Raw genomic sequence first — 14,859 nt, forward strand, 5'->3', positions numbered from 1 at the left:
TCACTCCTGTTCGGTGTCCGGATCGGTCGCTGCCGCGCCGTCATCCGTGCCGTCGCCCGCGCCATCAGCGGGCTTGGGCCTTGTTGCCGGCGTCGCGCGAGCGCCCTGCGTTTCGCCGGGGCTCGTGCGGTAGCGCAGGCCGAGACCTTTCGCGCGCGCGGCGTCGGCGGCGTTCTCGCGGTCGACTTCCTCCACGTCGTAGCCGGTCGCCTCGACCACCTTGCGCCGCGAGGTGATGCCAGCCTCCATTGCCAGCACCTGCGCCTGGATGTCCTTCAGCGGATCGACCCAGTCCCAGCGCGGCGGGATCCACTGCACCGGCCGCGCCGCCGCAGGATCGGCATCGAGCGCGCCCAAGAGCACCGCGGTCTCCAGCCAGCGCTGCCATACCGCGCGACAGAGCTGGTGCACGATCACGCCATGCTGCAGCTGGCCGATGCGGCGACGGAACTCGACGAGTTCGGCCCTGAGGCTCGAGTAATTCGCCTGCCGGACATCGCCGGTGACGAGGTGATAGGGCAGCCCCAGCGAGGCCGAGACCGCCAGCAGCGTCCGATACTGGAACGCCTCGTAGCCGCCGCCGACATCCGCCGGAGACGAGAACTTCACGTCCTCGCCCGGCAGCAGCACCTGCATCGTGCCGGGTTCGAGGCTCGCGATGGCGGCCCCATCCAGATCCGCCTCCGCCTCGCCCATCATGGGCTCTTCCGGCGCCGTCTTGGTGATGAAGCCCGCGAACATCGCCGCGGTCTTCTTCCGGTCGAGCTCTGCGTCATCGTACTGGTCGAGCAGGAACAGCCGCACCATCGCTGGCGCGATATGCGGCAGCCCCCGGATCTGGCCCGCGTCGATAGGGCGATAGATGTGCAGCACATCCGCCGCCGGCACGCGCACGGTCTCCGGGATGACCGCCCCCTGATCGGTGCTGTCACCCGGATGGCGGCGGCGGAAGTGGTAGGCCACCCGCCGCCCGATCCCGTCGAACTCGATCCCGCAGCGGATTCGGTTGCCGTTCGCCGCCGTCTCGGTCTTCTCGAAGGGCAGCATCTCGGCCTGGAGAAGCTGCAGCTGCAGCGGGACCAGCAGTCCGTCCTCCGCACGCCGAGGTCGGAGCCGGACGAAGCATTCGCCCGCGACGAACATCTCGCGCGCAACCATGGCCTGCAGGCCGTAGAAGTCGGTCAGACCGTCGGCGTCGGCCTCGTCGGTCCAGGCGAGCCAGAGCCGCTGGACCCGGTCGCGCAGATCGGCGTCTCCGATCAGCGAGGACGGTTTGATCCCGTCCCCGACCAGGTTCGCGGCGAAGGCCTCGCAGGCGTTGGCGGCATAGCCGTTCGTCACCACCAGTTCTCGGGACCGCGCCAGCAGTCGGGGGCCGCCCGAGGCGACCAGCGCGTTGATGTTCTCGAGCGGCGGGTTCCACCCGCGCAGCCGCCGCTTGGCCATGGCGCCTTCGAGACGGGCGCGTACGGCAGCGGGGCCGCCGGTGGGCCGGCGACGAAAGCGGTCGAGGATGCCCATGGGTTCAGAGCCCCTTCGCCGTCGTCACGCGCACCTGTCGAACGATCCGACGCCCCTCGGCGGCCGCGATCTCGCGATCCAGCGCCTCGACGGCCCGGTCGATCTCGGCGACGCTGCGATAGTCCACGGTCTTGCCGTCATAGCTGACCCGCGCCACGCCCGAGGACCGCTGCGCGGTCAGCGCGTCGCGGCGGTTGCGAAGCTCGGCGGCCGTGGCCATGGATCACCTCATGTAGCTCGAGCGCACCGTGCGCCGGCGCGGCGTCGTTCGGGTTGGGGCGGCCGGCGCCGTCGCTGGGCCGGCCTCGGGCCCGTCCTGCTTCGCCACCCCGAGCTGCGCTTCCAGATCGGCCCACCGCGCCTCGGGCCAGCGATCTGCGCCCGCGATCCACGCCGCCGCGCGGGCATAGACCCGTGTGTCCAGCGCCTCGTTGCGCTCGCGCAGCTTCTGCCATTCGAGCCGGGCGAAGCCGCGTTTCGTGCGGACCGTCACCAGCTGCTCGGCCGTCAGCTGCTTCAGCCATTCCCCGTCTGCCCAGTCCGGCAGGTGGATCGTGCCGGGCGGGCACAGCGCGCCCACCGCCTGTTCCTCCCGCGTCGGCCGGTCCTGTCGCAGGAAGCGATAGGTCTCGGCCTTGAAGGTCGAGGTGGCGACGGTCCAGAGCCGGGCGCCGCGCCGGAGCCGCTTGCCCGCTACGGTCGCGTCAACATAGGTCGGCCCAGTCACCGGGCTCGTTCGTGTGAACCCCTCGACACCCTTCACCGGCGCCACCTGCGCGAACCCCACCTGGCGCGACCAGGCATAGACCGCGCTGGTCTCGAACCCTGAGTCGATCGCCAGCCGGGCCAGCGCCATCGGCTGACCCGACGCATGCGCCCATGTCCGCCCGAGCAGATCCGTCAGCTGCTGCCAGCACGCCGGATCGCCGGGGCCGCCCTCGAGCACAAGGTGGTCGACGAGCCAGCTTTCGAGCCCGCGGCCCCAGGCCCAGACGTCGACCTCGATCCGGTCCTTCTGCACGTCGGCGCCGGCGGTAAGGAACAGACCGCGCTCAGGCACCGTGCCCGGCGCCCATGCCTCGCGCCGGTCCGCCAGCCGCTGCCAGTCGGGCGCCTCCCCGGTCTCCATCCAGGTCTCGCCGAGGATGGTGTTCCGGAACGCCCGCATCGCCTCGTCGCTGCCCCGTGCCGCTTCATGCGCCCGCGCGATCCGCTGCCAGCTGAGCCAGCCCACCGGCGAGTAGAGCGCCGAGAGGTGATAGCCGACCGTCGCAGGATCGGCGGCCGTGGCAGTCGCCCGCCACTCGCCGCGCTCTAGCATTCGCGTCTTGTAGTGCTCGGCGATGGGTGTGTCGCAGCCCTCGCAGAGATACTCCGCCGCCTCCGGCCGCCCCTTCTCCCAGCGCAGCCGTTCGAACTTCAGCCACTGCATCGCGTCGCAATGCGGGCACGGCACGAAATACCGGCGCTGGTCGGATGCCTCGAACTCCCGCTCGATCCGCGACAGCCCCCGGATGGTCGGGGTCGAGACCAGGAAGACCTTGCGCCGGTGGGCGAAGGTCAGCGAGCGCGCTTCCGCCAGCGTGACCGGATCGCCTTCTTCGTCGGCCGAGGCCGGATAGGCGTCGACCTCGTCCAGGAAGATGTAGCGCGCCGGTGTCGAGCGCAGCCCGACTGCCGAGTTCGCGCCCGTCATGATCAGGATGCCGCCCGCGAACTCCTTCGACAGCATCGTGTTGCCCGCGTCGCGGGATCGCGCCGGCTTCACCCTCTCCCGCAGATCGGGGCTTTCCTCGATCAGCGGATCGATCCGCTGCCGCGAGTTGCGCTTGGCCAGCTCCACCGTCGGCTGCACCGCCAGCATCGGCCCCGGCGCCTGGTGGATCACGAAGCCGATCCAGTTGTTGCCGGCCTCGGTCGCGCCGACCTGCGCGGCCTTCATGAACACGATCCGCTGCGTGGGATCGCCGGGCGACAGCCGGTCCATGATCTCGCGCATGTAGGGCGTGCGCGCGGTCCGGTACTGCCCCGGCTCGGCCGAGGCCCGCGAGGCGAGTTTTCGGTGGCGGTCGGCCCAGCTCGAGACGGTCAGGTCCGGGTCGGGGCGCAGCCCCCGCGACCAGGCGCGGATCAGCGCGGCGGCGCCGTCGAACCCGAAAAGATCGTCATCCAAGCCCGGGTCGGATCTCCGCGAGGCTGTCGAGCTGGGCGCGGACATGGGCCTCCAGAACCTTCTGCATCAGCGCCGCCTCCACCTCGAACCCGTCCCCCAGTGCCGCTGTGATCTCCGAGGCCATCAGCGCAGCCACCCGCGCCGGCCAGGTCACCCACGCGTCGCGCTCGTCGCGCGCGAGCCGGAACATCAGCGTCTCCGCCCGGGCGCGGTCGACCAGCTCCTCCTTCAGCTTCTGGAGCCGGATACGCCGCTCCTGCGCCTTCAGCACCTCGTTCGCGGTCTTGGCCTGCAGGAACGTTGTGCCGCCGCCGACGGCCGGGGCGGACAGCCCCTGTTCCCGCAGCGTGTCGCCGACGGCGGCGACGGCGGCCTCGGGCACGGGTTTCAGCTTGGGCGCCGGCGCCTTTCTGGTCTTCGACGGGTCCGTCGTCTCGGCCCGCCGCTTGTCGGAGGCTGCAGCGTCGATACTGCCGTCCTCGTGCAGGACGAGCCGACCGGCGGCCTTCGCTTTCTGAATCGCGCCCCGCGACAGCCCGACACGGGCGGCGTACTGGCGCTCGCTCAGACCCTCCATGCCGCGCTCCGATTATCATTCAAAATCATGGGCTTATTGAGTTGATAAGCCTCCGCGTCAGAGCGAACCTGGATCCACAAGGACGATGCAACTCAGCACACGGAGCCACCTGATGCCGACCCGCCTGAACCCGATCACCACCCCGCGCCACGAACTCCGCGCCGAGAAGGCCCGGCGCAATCGCGAAGCCGCGCTGAACGCGTTCATCGGCAAGAAAGCCGAGATCGACGAGATGCTCGCCCGCCTGCAGGCGCTCAGCGACGACCACTTCAACGCTCACCCCGACGAAGTGAACTGGGGCCATGTCGGCACCCTCGAACACTACGCGAGCCTCCTGAAGCGCATCACCGACAGCGCCTTCGGCGAGGGCGAGCACGCCCGCTGATCTCCGGCACTGCCGGAACTCCCGCCGCGCCCTGCGCGGCTCGGGGTCGTAGGAGGGTCGCGACGGTCGCGGCCCCGAACACGGAGACCCCAGATGACCAAGCTTTCCGATACCCAGCTCGTGATCCTCAGCGCCGCCGCGCAGCGTGAGGACCGCAACGTCCTGCCGCTGCCCGGTTCGCTCCGCGGCGGCGCCGCCGCCAAGGTGGTCGGCGCGCTCCTTTCCCGCGGATTGATCGCCGAGACCGCGACCGACATCCAGACCAAGGCCGACGCCGCTCTCAACCGGATCTGGCGCAACGACGAGGACGGCCGCGCCATTCTCCTGCACATCACCGATGCGGGGCTCTCCGCCATTGGCGTCGAGCCGCAGAGCGGCGACAGCGCGCTCACCGGCGCCGACGAGGCGCCGAGTGCGGAGACCCCGCAGGACGTCCCCGCCGGGGACGACCGCTCGCCCAAGGCGCGCACACCGCGCACGGGCACGAAGCAGGCGAAGCTGATCGAGATGCTCCGCGCCGATGGTGGCGCGACCATCGACGAGATCGTCGCCGCCACGGGATGGCAGCCGCACACGGTCCGAGGCGCCTTCGCCGGCGCGCTCAAGAAGAAACTCGGGCTCGAAGTCACCTCGGAGAAGGTCGAGGGCCGCGGTCGGGTCTACAGCCTTCCCGCAGACTGAAGCTGAAGAGCTACCGACCTTCACAATCCATCCTGCCCGCCGCCCAACCCTGCATTGCTCCCGGAAATCACTGGAGCAATGCAGCACGAAACGGGCGGCGGGACGTTGTCGTTCGGTGGCCGGGTGCCTAGCCTGCATCGCGAGATCGGCGGAAAAGGAACTGTTCTAGTGAAAACTGCAAAAGCCGGAGCGCTCGAAATCTCCTACGAAGAGAGCGGGCCGGAAGACGGCAAACCCGTTATCATGCTCCACGGTTTTCCCTACGACGCCCGTGCGTTCGATGCGGTATCCACGAGACTGTCCGCCCGTGGGTTCAGGTGCATCGTCCCTTATCTCCGGGGCTTCGGTGCCACGCGATTTCTCTCCTCGGCTACAATCCGGTCAGGTCAGCAGGCTGCTCTGGGTGCTGACCTGATCGCGTTGATGGACGCCTTGCATCTTGATCGCGCGTTTCTCGGCGGTTTCGATTGGGGCGGTCGGGCTGCATGCATCGTCGCTGCACTCTGGCCAGAACGGGTTCTCGGTCTCGTAAGCTGCGGGCAGGGCTACAACATTCAGGACATCGCCAACGCCCAGCGGCCCGCACCGCCCATAGAAGAAGCCCGGTACTGGTACATGTTCTACTTCAACATGGAGCGAGGCCGCGCTGGTCTGGCGAAAAACCGAGACGATTTGTGCCGCCACATCTGGTCTCTCTGGTCGCCGAGCTGGGCCTTCGATGAAGACACCTTCGCGCGCACGGCCATGTCCTTCGAGAACCCCGATTTCGTCGAGATTGTCATCCACTCCTATCGCCACCGTTTCGGTGAAACCCCCGGCGACCCCGCGTTTGACCATATCGAGCGAGCGCTGGCCAAGCAGCCGGACATCGGTGTACCGGCCATTGTGCTGCAAGGCGCAGACGATGGAGTCGACCCGCCTGCTTCCGATGACGCTGACGCCGTTCGTTTCACGAGCTTCTACGAACGACGGATCGTGGAGGCGGCGGGACACAATCCGCCTCAGGAGGCTCCCGATACCTTTGCCAAGGCCATCCTCGACCTCGCTTGAACGTCGCGACTAGCGCCGACGGGTGGAGTGCCGCTGCCACGGCGGTCGAGGACGTCGGTCCATCAACTACGGCATTCCTGGATCCGACGCCAGCGATGCAAGTGCTTTGCCGATCGAGCCCGCATGCCGTCAGTGTGCGACAGCGGGTGCTCTGAAACTGCGGGCCGCGAAGCAACCCGGCTTGGCATTGTGGATGTCGACGAATTCGACCTCTGCCTTTTCAAACAGCCGCTCGAGGTTGATCTTGAGCTCGCTCCCGTCGACCACATCAGCCCCTATCATGAAGCCGCTTGCATCAAACGCGCGAAGCGAAAGAAGCCGCCGAGAAAGCACATCCGGAACCTCGCCGGGCACGGGCTCAGCTTTTATTGCCCCCTCCCTGACGAAGATCGCGTGGGAGGCCGCATAAGGTGACGACGCCTCGAGGTGCCGATAGTTCAAAAGGATGAGTGTTTCGCCGGGTTCTGCGTCCTCGAGGCTCACACGACACGGATAGCCGGGGCTGGATGCCGCCACGACACGCACTGCAGCTCGAGATTTCAGCTCCTCGTCTGTCATTCCGAATAGCTCTTCGAACTGACCATAGTCCAAGGCTTCGATCTGAAACGTCATTTTTCGCCCTCTCGTTTCCGGTAAAGGCGAAGCTAGACGGCAGCGCGGGGTGTATCGACCCGATTCATGCTCTTTCGGACCTGGCTGTCAGATCCATCTCCAGATCAAACACCGGTCCAGCGCACCCGGATCGCCTCGAACAGCCGCCGCAGGGCGAAGGACCGCGCGATGCTCACCACCGTGAACACGGCGCCCATCTTCAGGTTCTGCGCGAGCGTCGTGTGCAGCCCGAAGATCGGAAAGATCAGGATTTGCGTCACGACGGCGACGCCGTAACCCACCGCCACGTTGGCGATGGCCTCGACCAGCGACATGGCCCGGCTCTGCTTCATCGCGCCCCTTTATCCATCGGCCAGCAGTTGAGCTGCGAGAGTTCGGAGCGCATGCGCCGCGACCAGCGGGACCACGCCGTTGCCACAGAGCCGAAGCCGGTCCACCCGGTGGGCCAGCCCATCAGCGCCTCGACGAACTGCGGGTTCAAGGTTCGGGGCGTGTCGCAGGAACGCCCGCCAGCCGTCGGCGTCACCAGGACCTGGCGGCCAAGCAACCCGTTCACCGGCGTGTTCGCGAGGCTCGTCGCCCCGTCCTTGTGATCCCGCGCCGTCGGCGTCATCCACATCCGCGTCGCATCGCAGAGCGTCGTCCCGTCGTTGCGCGGGCGCGCCGTCTCGCTGCGATTGCTCGTCCGGTTCCGCGTCCCCTTGCTGTCGCCCGCCAGCGGCGTCGGCCAGTGCCGCATCATCTCCGTCCGGTTCCCTCCGCTCGAGCGCGTCCCCGAGCAGGCGCGCGGGGTCGGCCAGGTGGTCGCGCTCGCGGTGAGCGAGGATGAAGAGCCGCTCGCGCTTGTGGGGCGCACCGACTTCCGCCGCCGTGAAGAGGCCCGCCGCAAGGCGGTAGCCCATGCCGACCAGTCCTCCGGCGACTTCGGGGAAACCGAGGCGGAGATGATGGGCGACGTTCTCGAGGAACACGAAGGGCGGTTCGGCCTCGCCAATGATCCTCGCGACATGCGGCCAGAGGTGGCGCGGGTCGTCCGCGCCGCGGCGCTTGCCTGCAACGGAGAACGGCTGGCACGGATAGCCCGCAGTGACGATGTCCACCGCGCCGCGCCACGGGCGGCCGTCGAAGGTGGCAACGTCGTCCCAGACAGGCGCCGGGTCCAGGGCCGCGTCTTCCATCCGCGCCACGAGGATGGCCGCGGCGTAGGCGTCCCGCTCGACATGACCCACAGTGCGATGTCCGGGACATGCGAGGTGTAGCCCGAGGTCGAGCCCGCCGGCGCCGGAGCAGAGCGAGAGGCCGAAGAGGCACACGTCGCCAGCTCCGGCAGACAGGCCGGAGGAAGGTAGAGCCACGCCATCCACGTCGTCAGGCCGCTGGGGCCCCCTCGGCCGCGGCCGGGGTCTCGCCCAGCCGCTCGGCCTTCACCTCGGCGAAGGTCCGGCCGTCGCCGTCGAGGATCGCCTCGCTGCCGGTCTCGGCCTGCCACCGCTCGATGGCGACATCGACATAGGCCGGGCTGATCTCCATCGCGAAGACGCGGCGGCCGTTGGCTTCGCCGGCCATGATCTGCGAGCCCGAGCCCGAGAACGGCTCGTAGCACAGCCCGCCGCGGGCGACGTGCTGGCGCATCGGGATCCCGAAGGCGTCCAGCGGTTTCGGGGTCGGGTGATCCGGGCGCTCGTCCTTCGCGAAGGACGGCATTTCCCAGGTCGAGGGCAGCGTCTGCTCGGCGACCTTCGGCGGCCGGTTCGGGCGCCGCCAGCCCATGAAACAGGGCTCGTGCTTCCAGAGATAGTGCGAGCGGGTCAGGACGCCGCGGTCCTTCACCCAGATGATCTGCTGATGGACGAAGGCCCCAGCCTTCTCCCAGCAGGCTTCCAGCATCGCCTGGCGGCGCGAGGCGTGCCAGCAGTACCAGGCGGCATCCTCAGTGATGGCTTCCGCGACGGCCGCGTCAATGAAGCCGTCGTAGAGATCGGCGCCTTGGGAGCTGTCGTCCCAGGTGACGCCGTAGCTCTGGCTCCAATCCTTGTTCCGGGTCGGGTGGTTCGAGCCGTCGTAGTCTACCAGATACGGCGGGTCGGTGGCGAAAAGGATCGCCCGCTCGCCATTCATCAGGCGGCGGACGTCGTCGTGACTGGTCGAGTCCCCGCAGAGCAGCCGGTGATCGCCGAGGATCCATAGGTCGCCCGTCCGCGAGGCCGGATTGCGCGGCGGTTCGGGGATGGTCACCGGAGGCACCGAGCCCCCGGCGCCACCTTCTTCTTCACCTTCACCGTCCGGATCGAAAGCCAGCAGCTTGTCGAGTTCGCTGTCCGAGAACCCGACCAGCGACAGGTCATAGTCGTCCGCGAGCAGGTCCTGCAGTTCCGCCGAGAGCAGCGCCTCGTCCCAGCTGCCGAGTTCGGTCAGCTTGTTGTCCGCGATGCGATACGCCCGGCGCTGCGCCTCGGTCAGATGCCCCAGCACGATCACCGGCGCCTCGGTCAGCCCGAGTTGCGTCGCGGCCAGGACCCGCCCGTGGCCGGCGATCAGCTCTCCGTCCTCGCCGACGAGGCACGGCACGGTCCAGCCGAACTCGGCCATGCTGGCGGCGATCTTCGCGACCTGGTCGGCCCCGTGCACCTTCGCGTTCTTCGCGTAGGGCTGCAGGCGCGCAAGCGGCCAGGTCTCGATTCGCTCGGGGGCGAAGGCGAGGGTCATGAAGGTTCCTGTCGATGGTCGATCGGCATCCGCCGGGTGGACTCCGGCACGGCGGGGTCCACCAGCTTCCGGCTGGTTTCCGGTATCCGCGGGTATCCACCCCGCGCGGCCCGTCAGATGTTTGATTTCACGAGGGTTTCGTGACGTCGCAGTTGGACGCTGGACTCCGGTGGCTTCCCAAAAATCCGGCCCTGTCGCTGGCGAAATGCCGAGCCAAGCCCGCCAGCATACGTTTCGGCCCAGAAAGGAACCGAAAAACAATGGCTTGGCTGCCTGGACTCCGGCTGGACCCCGGAAGCCAGCCCCGGTGTCCACCTCGGGATCAGCGTCGGTTCGCCTGAGCGCACAACCCCGAGTATATCGCCATGGATAGCGTCAGCGGGGCGATCCGTCTCGCCGTCCGGTGTCTCGCCGAAAATTGTCTCACGAGCCCGTCGAGCCTTGACACACTCAGTGCGCCGCCTGCGCCACCACGAACTCCATCGACCGCTTCCTCGGCACCTGCTTCCCGTTCAGTCGCCAGACGATGACCGCGATCCCGTACTGCCAGCGCCGGTTTGCGGTGGCACGGCTGATGCCCAACTCCCAGCAGATCGGCTTCCACGGCTTGCGGTTCGCCCGGAGCCAGAGCAGGCGGCCATCCGCGGGATCGAGCCAGCGCAGCCAGAGCAGCGCATCCTCGGCCTGCGTGATGTCGCGCGGCCCGGGCTTGGGCCGGCGCATCCGAGGCTCCTGGCCGACCTGGTCGGCGAAGCTGTGGAAGTACTCGGGCCAGGCGTTGAAGTAGCCCTGCGGCTTCACCTCGGGCAGCGAGCGGAACACGTCGGCCGCGCTCTCGAGCCGGTCCTCGACCATGGTGGGTGTCCACTCAGCCATTAGCGGCCTCCCGGTCGTCCGCCCGAGGCCCATACAGCTTCTCGCCCAGCTGACGCACCAGCTCGCGCTCCGGCCAGGTCAGCCGGTCGTCGTCGACGGAGACGGCGAGTAGACCCTCGTCATGCCAGCCATCGCGCTTCACCTGGTCCGGATCCCGGCGCGTGCCGCCGTAGCCTTTCGGATACCACCTCATCCCAGGCCCCCGTTCGTCTCGATCGCCCAGTGCAGGATGGCGATCGCGTCGGCCTCGTTGTCGTCGGCTGGTGAAAACCCGCGGGCTTTCGCGGCGGCGATCATCGCCTCCTTCGGCGCGTTGCCCTTGCCGGTGGCGTGGCGCTTGATCGTGCCGACCGGAACGCCCTCGTAGGGAACGCCCCGCAGTTCAGCCCACGATGCGAGCGTGGCCATCAGCCCGCCGTAGATGTGGGCCGCGTCGGTCCCGGCGTGGCGCCGGACCTCTTCGAACCAGATCGCGGCGACGGGGCCGGACAGCCGATCGAGTTCGGTCAGCCAGTTCGTGAAACGGAGGTATCGCATGCCGCCGCCATCGAAGCGGCCGGGCCGAAAGCTGACCGTGCCGCTGGTGGTCAGTCCGCCATGACTGCGGAGTGCCCAGCCAGTCGTGGTCCCGAGGTCGAGGGCGAGGATGCAGGACCGGTTGATCGCGCCCGGTTCGGGGCGGACGTCCTGCGCGGGGATCGGTGTGTTCATCGTGAAGGCTCACAAGCTGTGGGCCTTCGGCTTCGGTCACCGCAAGATGTAGCATCCGGTGGACGGGCGCCAAAGCGAAAACGACCGTGGACGAGGCGACAGCCTATGATCGACGTTCGACCCGCCCCGGTCCCAACCTCCGACCGCGTGGTCCCAACCTTCGAGGGGGTTGGGACAGCCCTTTATCGTTCAAATCCAATGGCTTGACCAGATGTGGTCCCAACCTCAGTGTCCCCAACGGGGGGCCTTCTCTTTTCGTATAGAAAAACATGTTCCCGACCTTTTCCGTTCTCCCACATGAATGTGTAGCAAAAGGTTGGGACCACAGGGTGAGGTTGGGGACACCGTTGTTTTTGAACGGCTTTTCGTGTCCCCAACCCCCTCGGGAGGTTGGGACAGGGTTGGGACCACCGGGGAGGTTGGGACTAAACGAGACTGAACTGGACCTATGGCTTCGCTATCGGAGCAGCAGTTGCGAGACTGGTGGCTCACAGGACGCGCACGATGCAGGCAGAGAGTCTTCCGCCCTTCCCAGGGCTTTGATGCTCCACGATCACCACATCAATGTTCCCATTTGAGGATCACTGCTTGACACCTGCTTCGGGAGCGTTTATCTTGCACCCATGAGAATCGTCTCGCGTAAAGCGCTCACCGCGTTTGGTAAGAGATTCCCCGACGCAAGGGGGCAGCTCGACGCTTGGTTTCACGAGGTGAAGCGAGCGGACTGGAGTGATTTTCATGATGTGAAGGAGAAGTATGGGAGCGCGAGCCCCCTCAAGGGTGGCCGAGCCGTGTTCAACATCTGTGGAAACAAGTACCGCATCGTAGTGATGATCAATTTCACCGTGAAGGTTGTGTTGATCCGCTTTGTTGGAACCCATGCTGAATACGACAAGATCAATGTGGAGGACATATGATGGGGGCCCAAATTCGTCCGATCCGGAACGATGGCGACCATGAAGCGGCCCTCGCGCGTATCGCCGAGCTGATGGAGCTTATCCCGCTAAGCGACGCGCCCGGGGCGCTGGAGGACGAGCTGGAAGTGCTCTCACTGCTCGTTGAGCGGTATGAGGATGCGCATGACCCCATCGCCCGTCCAGACCCGCTGGAGGCGATCCGCTTCCGTATGGAGCAGCAGGGGCTAACCCAACGGGATCTGGCGCCGTTCCTCGGCAGTCGGGGCAAAGTGTCAGAGGTTCTTTCTGGCAAACGTCCGCTGACTCTCCGCATGATACGAGCGCTGCACGAAAATCTGGGCATTCCGGCGGAGGTGCTGATCCACGAGCCCGGCGCGGCTCTGCCCCGCGGCGGGGAGGATATCGAGTGGGACAAGTTCCCGCTGCTGGATATGGCAAAGGCCGGATGGATCGAGCAGTCTGCCGATCTGAAGGATCGCGCTGAAGAGATCATGCGCTCGCTGATCGACCGCGCGGGCGGCTTCGGTGCCGCACCTGCGCTTTACCGGAAGTCTACTGCGGGCCGCAGGAACGCCAAGATGAAGCCATACGCCCTACAGGCTTGGTGCCTGCAGGTCTTGGCCGAGGCCCGGGAAGTCACGGTGAAGGCAGTTGCCAAACCTCGCGAGGTGACGCCAAGCTTTTTGCGCGACGTTGCAAAGCTGAGTGCTTTTGCAGAAGGGCCGCGTCTTGCACAGGAGCACCTGCGGCGGCACGGAATCGTCCTTGTCACGGTACAGCACCTGCCGAACACCTATCTCGACGGAGCGGCGCTCTGCACCAGAGAAGGGGTCCCGGTGGTCGGCATGACCCTGCGCTATGACCGGACCGACAATTTCTGGTTCTGCCTATTGCATGAGCTGGCTCATATTGGCCTGCACATGGACGGGGAGGACCGGGTGACCTTCGTCGACGATCTGAGCCTGCGCCGCAAGGATCACGACGATGACGACGTGAAAGAGCGGGAGGCGGATGATATGGCCCAAGAGGCGTTAATACCGACCGAGATCTGGCAGGCGCACCCGCTGCCGGAACATCCGCTCGCCTCCGACGTGGAGAAGATTGCGCGGGAGGCGGGGGTCGACGAGTCGATCGTCGCTGGCCGTATACGCTTCGAAAAGCAGAACTACCGACTGCTGTCCCAGTTCATTGGACAGGGAGAGGTGCGCAAGCACTTCGAGGGGATGGCGGCATGACCGAGTTCGAGAAGCGGGACCGTTGGCGCGATCCCGCTTCTCTCAACAGTTCCCAACCGGGTTTAGCGAGCCCGCAAGGGAAAGCTCCGTCTCCGGAGCCCTCTGTGGTGGTACACGAGAGGTAAGCTCTTCCGGAGGCGATGGCAAATGAACAAACCGTCGCTATCGAAAGGGCCGAAATGGCTTCAATCAAAAACCTGACCGCGCAGGATCTCGCGGACATCAAAGCGCGCCTCGCCCAAGGAGAGCACCAGCACCGTATCGCGGCACGGTACGATCTCAACCAGGGCCGGATCAGCGAGATCGCGACCGGCAAGCGGTTCGCCACGCCCGCCCAGCCCCTCTTGTTCGAGGAGGGCCTTCCCAATGGCTGATCGTGTCCAAAGCGGAGCTCTCATCCGTCTCAAGCGGGTGCGGAATGTCGAGCGGCACCTCGGCGGCGTTGCCGAGGGGGCGGAGTTCCGCCTGCTCGTCCGCATCGCGCCCGAGGATGCCACTCGCTTGGCAAGGGCTGGGTTCGACGAGACATTGCTCCAGGACGGCGATGCTGTTCTCCCTGCCGCGATCGGTCCCGCAACCCGGTTGAATGCCGAAGGTCGGTGGCAGGTGCGGCGCGATCTGCCGAAGGAGTCCCGCTATATTACAACTGTGATGTGGCGGCGCATGCAGTGGGCTGGTCGCGATCGCGAGGAGCATGAAAGCGCCGTCGATATCCATCGTATGTGCTACCCACGTGAGCTCGTGCCGCCCACCGGATTTGAGCTTTCTTGGCGGACGCAGGACGGTCAAGCTTTCGTCCTGTCGCCAAAATTTCAGCGCAAACCAGCCGCGCTGGATGATATCAGGATAGCCATGAACGTGGTCTTGGAACTCTTCGGCCGTTTCGAGCTGATCGATGCGGGTTTCGAGTGGATCCCGCCTGCTCCAATGCGGCGAGTGAACTGGAGGATGCTACCGGCAGGGGCGCATCCTTGGCCAAGGCTCGAAGAACATCTCGCCGATGCGCTCCGGCGCACACCGGATCGGGTCAGCGCTGTGATCATGGACCGCCAGAAGGAAATCGTGAGCCAAGGCCCGGACTTGATGTATGTCGGTGTTGGCGGATTTTCCGACTATATCGCGTACGAGTTACGGAACTGCGGTGTCGTGGTTCTCGAAAGTATCCGACGTGGCAATGCTCTTTATGTATTCGGTGATGACTGGAGGACGGTCTCGTCCATGACCAAGGCTGAAGTCTTGGCCGGCAATCTGCACCTGGAGCGGATCATCCATTCGGAGGGCTGGAAGGCGCGGCTCAACAAGGCTCTCAGGATCCGGAGGGCTGCATGAGAAACCTGTGGAGCGAGCTGTTGCCCGCTCCACAGCTCACGTCTTGCTTGTTTGCAAGCGCCCTCACGATAAGGCGAAAGCACATG

General features: G+C 66.4%; 18 protein-coding genes. 7 read left to right on the top strand and 11 right to left on the bottom strand.

From position 1 onward, the window contains the following. Genes BUR28_RS07885 through BUR28_RS07900 form a run of 4 tightly spaced genes read right to left on the bottom strand, consistent with a single transcriptional unit; the run spans window position 1 to window position 4,271 of the window. Window positions 1–1,521, bottom strand: coding sequence for a phage portal protein (locus BUR28_RS07885; RefSeq protein WP_254813709.1), 1,521 nt, complete (start codon window positions 1,519–1,521; stop codon window positions 1–3). A 4-nt stretch (window positions 1,522–1,525) separates the two neighbouring features. After that, on the bottom strand, window positions 1,526–1,741 hold the full coding sequence (locus tag BUR28_RS07890; protein ID WP_074219626.1) for a phage head-tail joining protein: 216 nt from the start codon (window positions 1,739–1,741) through the stop codon (window positions 1,526–1,528). Window positions 1,742–1,744: 3 nt separating this feature from the next. Continuing rightward, the gene (locus BUR28_RS07895) at window positions 1,745–3,739 is read right to left on the bottom strand and encodes a phage terminase large subunit family protein (RefSeq protein WP_175566914.1); all 1,995 of its coding nucleotides are present in this window, start codon (window positions 3,737–3,739) and stop codon (window positions 1,745–1,747) included. Further along, a complete protein-coding gene (locus BUR28_RS07900; protein WP_074219628.1) occupies window positions 3,687–4,271 on the bottom strand; it encodes a hypothetical protein in 585 nt (194 codons plus the stop codon). The genes BUR28_RS07895 and BUR28_RS07900 overlap by 53 nt, the downstream gene beginning before the upstream one ends. Before the next feature lie 112 nt (window positions 4,272–4,383). On the opposite strand from BUR28_RS07900, the gene BUR28_RS07905 reads away from it, so the two are divergent. From BUR28_RS07905 to BUR28_RS07915, 3 genes are all read left to right on the top strand, one after another. Continuing rightward, window positions 4,384–4,656 (top strand): hypothetical protein, encoded by a 273-nt coding sequence (locus BUR28_RS07905; RefSeq protein WP_074219629.1) that lies wholly within the window; start codon window positions 4,384–4,386, stop codon window positions 4,654–4,656. Between the two features lie 93 nt (window positions 4,657–4,749). After that, a complete protein-coding gene (locus BUR28_RS07910) occupies window positions 4,750–5,337 on the top strand; it encodes a DUF3489 domain-containing protein (RefSeq protein ID WP_074219630.1) in 588 nt (195 codons plus the stop codon). A 78-nt stretch (window positions 5,338–5,415) separates the two neighbouring features. After that, window positions 5,416–6,387 carry an alpha/beta fold hydrolase gene (locus BUR28_RS07915; protein ID WP_254813710.1) on the top strand — a complete coding sequence of 324 codons (972 nt, stop codon included), beginning with the start codon at window positions 5,416–5,418 and terminating at the stop codon, window positions 6,385–6,387. A gap of 129 nt (window positions 6,388–6,516) precedes the next feature. On the opposite strand, the gene BUR28_RS07920 is transcribed toward BUR28_RS07915, so the two are convergent. The 7 genes from BUR28_RS07920 to BUR28_RS07950 form a co-directional block, all read right to left on the bottom strand. Next, window positions 6,517–6,999: a DUF1203 domain-containing protein gene (locus tag BUR28_RS07920; RefSeq protein ID WP_074219632.1), complete on the bottom strand. Its 483-nt coding sequence runs from the start codon at window positions 6,997–6,999 to the stop codon at window positions 6,517–6,519. Window positions 7,000–7,103: 104 nt separating this feature from the next. Then, window positions 7,104–7,331: a DUF7220 family protein gene (locus BUR28_RS07925; protein WP_074219633.1), complete on the bottom strand. Its 228-nt coding sequence runs from the start codon at window positions 7,329–7,331 to the stop codon at window positions 7,104–7,106. Window positions 7,332–7,340: 9 nt separating this feature from the next. After that, window positions 7,341–8,363, bottom strand: coding sequence for a DNA cytosine methyltransferase (locus BUR28_RS07930; protein WP_074219634.1), 1,023 nt, complete (start codon window positions 8,361–8,363; stop codon window positions 7,341–7,343). A 4-nt stretch (window positions 8,364–8,367) separates the two neighbouring features. Next, the gene (locus BUR28_RS07935; protein ID WP_074219635.1) at window positions 8,368–9,705 is read right to left on the bottom strand and encodes a site-specific DNA-methyltransferase; all 1,338 of its coding nucleotides are present in this window, start codon (window positions 9,703–9,705) and stop codon (window positions 8,368–8,370) included. Between the two features lie 450 nt (window positions 9,706–10,155). After that, a complete protein-coding gene (locus BUR28_RS07940; protein ID WP_074219636.1) occupies window positions 10,156–10,581 on the bottom strand; it encodes a DUF6362 family protein in 426 nt (141 codons plus the stop codon). Further along, a complete protein-coding gene (locus tag BUR28_RS07945) occupies window positions 10,574–10,774 on the bottom strand; it encodes a hypothetical protein (RefSeq protein WP_074219637.1) in 201 nt (66 codons plus the stop codon). The genes BUR28_RS07940 and BUR28_RS07945 overlap by 8 nt, the downstream gene beginning before the upstream one ends. After that, window positions 10,771–11,292: a crossover junction endodeoxyribonuclease RuvC gene (locus BUR28_RS07950; RefSeq protein ID WP_074219638.1), complete on the bottom strand. Its 522-nt coding sequence runs from the start codon at window positions 11,290–11,292 to the stop codon at window positions 10,771–10,773. The genes BUR28_RS07945 and BUR28_RS07950 overlap by 4 nt, the downstream gene beginning before the upstream one ends. Before the next feature lie 623 nt (window positions 11,293–11,915). Between BUR28_RS07950 and BUR28_RS07955 the strand changes: the two genes are divergently transcribed. The 4 genes from BUR28_RS07955 (at window position 11,916) to BUR28_RS07970 (ending at window position 14,773) form a co-directional block, all read left to right on the top strand. Beyond that, complete coding sequence (locus BUR28_RS07955) at window positions 11,916–12,209, top strand: type II toxin-antitoxin system HigB family toxin (protein ID WP_074219639.1); 294 nt, start codon at window positions 11,916–11,918, stop codon at window positions 12,207–12,209. After that, window positions 12,206–13,444, top strand: coding sequence for a helix-turn-helix domain-containing protein (locus BUR28_RS07960; RefSeq protein ID WP_139307525.1), 1,239 nt, complete (start codon window positions 12,206–12,208; stop codon window positions 13,442–13,444). Before BUR28_RS07955 ends, BUR28_RS07960 begins: the two co-directional genes overlap by 4 nt. Before the next feature lie 179 nt (window positions 13,445–13,623). Further along, on the top strand, window positions 13,624–13,818 hold the full coding sequence (locus tag BUR28_RS07965) for a hypothetical protein (RefSeq protein ID WP_074219641.1): 195 nt from the start codon (window positions 13,624–13,626) through the stop codon (window positions 13,816–13,818). Continuing rightward, entirely contained in the window at window positions 13,811–14,773 is a 963-nt protein-coding gene (locus BUR28_RS07970; protein ID WP_074219642.1) for a hypothetical protein, read from the top strand. The genes BUR28_RS07965 and BUR28_RS07970 overlap by 8 nt, the downstream gene beginning before the upstream one ends. The last annotated feature ends 86 nt before the right edge of the window (window positions 14,774–14,859 follow it).

The organism is Rhodovulum sp. ES.010 (assembly GCF_900142935.1).
GTDB lineage: Bacteria > Pseudomonadota > Alphaproteobacteria > Rhodobacterales > Rhodobacteraceae > Rhodovulum.

Bases quoted from the DNA above. Each gene is read 5' to 3' on its own strand.
- BUR28_RS07955 (WP_074219639.1), top strand. From the start codon at position 11,916: ATGAGAATCGTCTCGCGTAAAGCGCTCACCGCGTTTGGTAAGAGATTC.
- BUR28_RS07905 (WP_074219629.1), top strand. From the start codon at position 4,384: ATGCCGACCCGCCTGAACCCGATCACCACCCCGCGCCACGAACTCCGC.
- BUR28_RS07960 (WP_139307525.1), top strand. From the start codon at position 12,206: ATGATGGGGGCCCAAATTCGTCCGATCCGGAACGATGGCGACCATGAA.
- BUR28_RS07910 (WP_074219630.1), top strand. From the start codon at position 4,750: ATGACCAAGCTTTCCGATACCCAGCTCGTGATCCTCAGCGCCGCCGCG.
- BUR28_RS07925 (WP_074219633.1), bottom strand. From the start codon at position 7,331: ATGAAGCAGAGCCGGGCCATGTCGCTGGTCGAGGCCATCGCCAACGTG.
- BUR28_RS07895 (WP_175566914.1), bottom strand. From the start codon at position 3,739: ATGTCCGCGCCCAGCTCGACAGCCTCGCGGAGATCCGACCCGGGCTTG.
- BUR28_RS07935 (WP_074219635.1), bottom strand. From the start codon at position 9,705: ATGACCCTCGCCTTCGCCCCCGAGCGAATCGAGACCTGGCCGCTTGCG.
- BUR28_RS07900 (WP_074219628.1), bottom strand. From the start codon at position 4,271: ATGGAGGGTCTGAGCGAGCGCCAGTACGCCGCCCGTGTCGGGCTGTCG.
- BUR28_RS07945 (WP_074219637.1), bottom strand. From the start codon at position 10,774: ATGAGGTGGTATCCGAAAGGCTACGGCGGCACGCGCCGGGATCCGGAC.
- BUR28_RS07915 (WP_254813710.1), top strand. From the start codon at position 5,416: ATGCAGCACGAAACGGGCGGCGGGACGTTGTCGTTCGGTGGCCGGGTG.
- BUR28_RS07965 (WP_074219641.1), top strand. From the start codon at position 13,624: ATGGCTTCAATCAAAAACCTGACCGCGCAGGATCTCGCGGACATCAAA.
- BUR28_RS07890 (WP_074219626.1), bottom strand. From the start codon at position 1,741: ATGGCCACGGCCGCCGAGCTTCGCAACCGCCGCGACGCGCTGACCGCG.
- BUR28_RS07920 (WP_074219632.1), bottom strand. From the start codon at position 6,999: ATGACGTTTCAGATCGAAGCCTTGGACTATGGTCAGTTCGAAGAGCTA.
- BUR28_RS07885 (WP_254813709.1), bottom strand. From the start codon at position 1,521: ATGGGCATCCTCGACCGCTTTCGTCGCCGGCCCACCGGCGGCCCCGCT.
- BUR28_RS07970 (WP_074219642.1), top strand. From the start codon at position 13,811: ATGGCTGATCGTGTCCAAAGCGGAGCTCTCATCCGTCTCAAGCGGGTG.
- BUR28_RS07950 (WP_074219638.1), bottom strand. From the start codon at position 11,292: ATGAACACACCGATCCCCGCGCAGGACGTCCGCCCCGAACCGGGCGCG.
- BUR28_RS07940 (WP_074219636.1), bottom strand. From the start codon at position 10,581: ATGGCTGAGTGGACACCCACCATGGTCGAGGACCGGCTCGAGAGCGCG.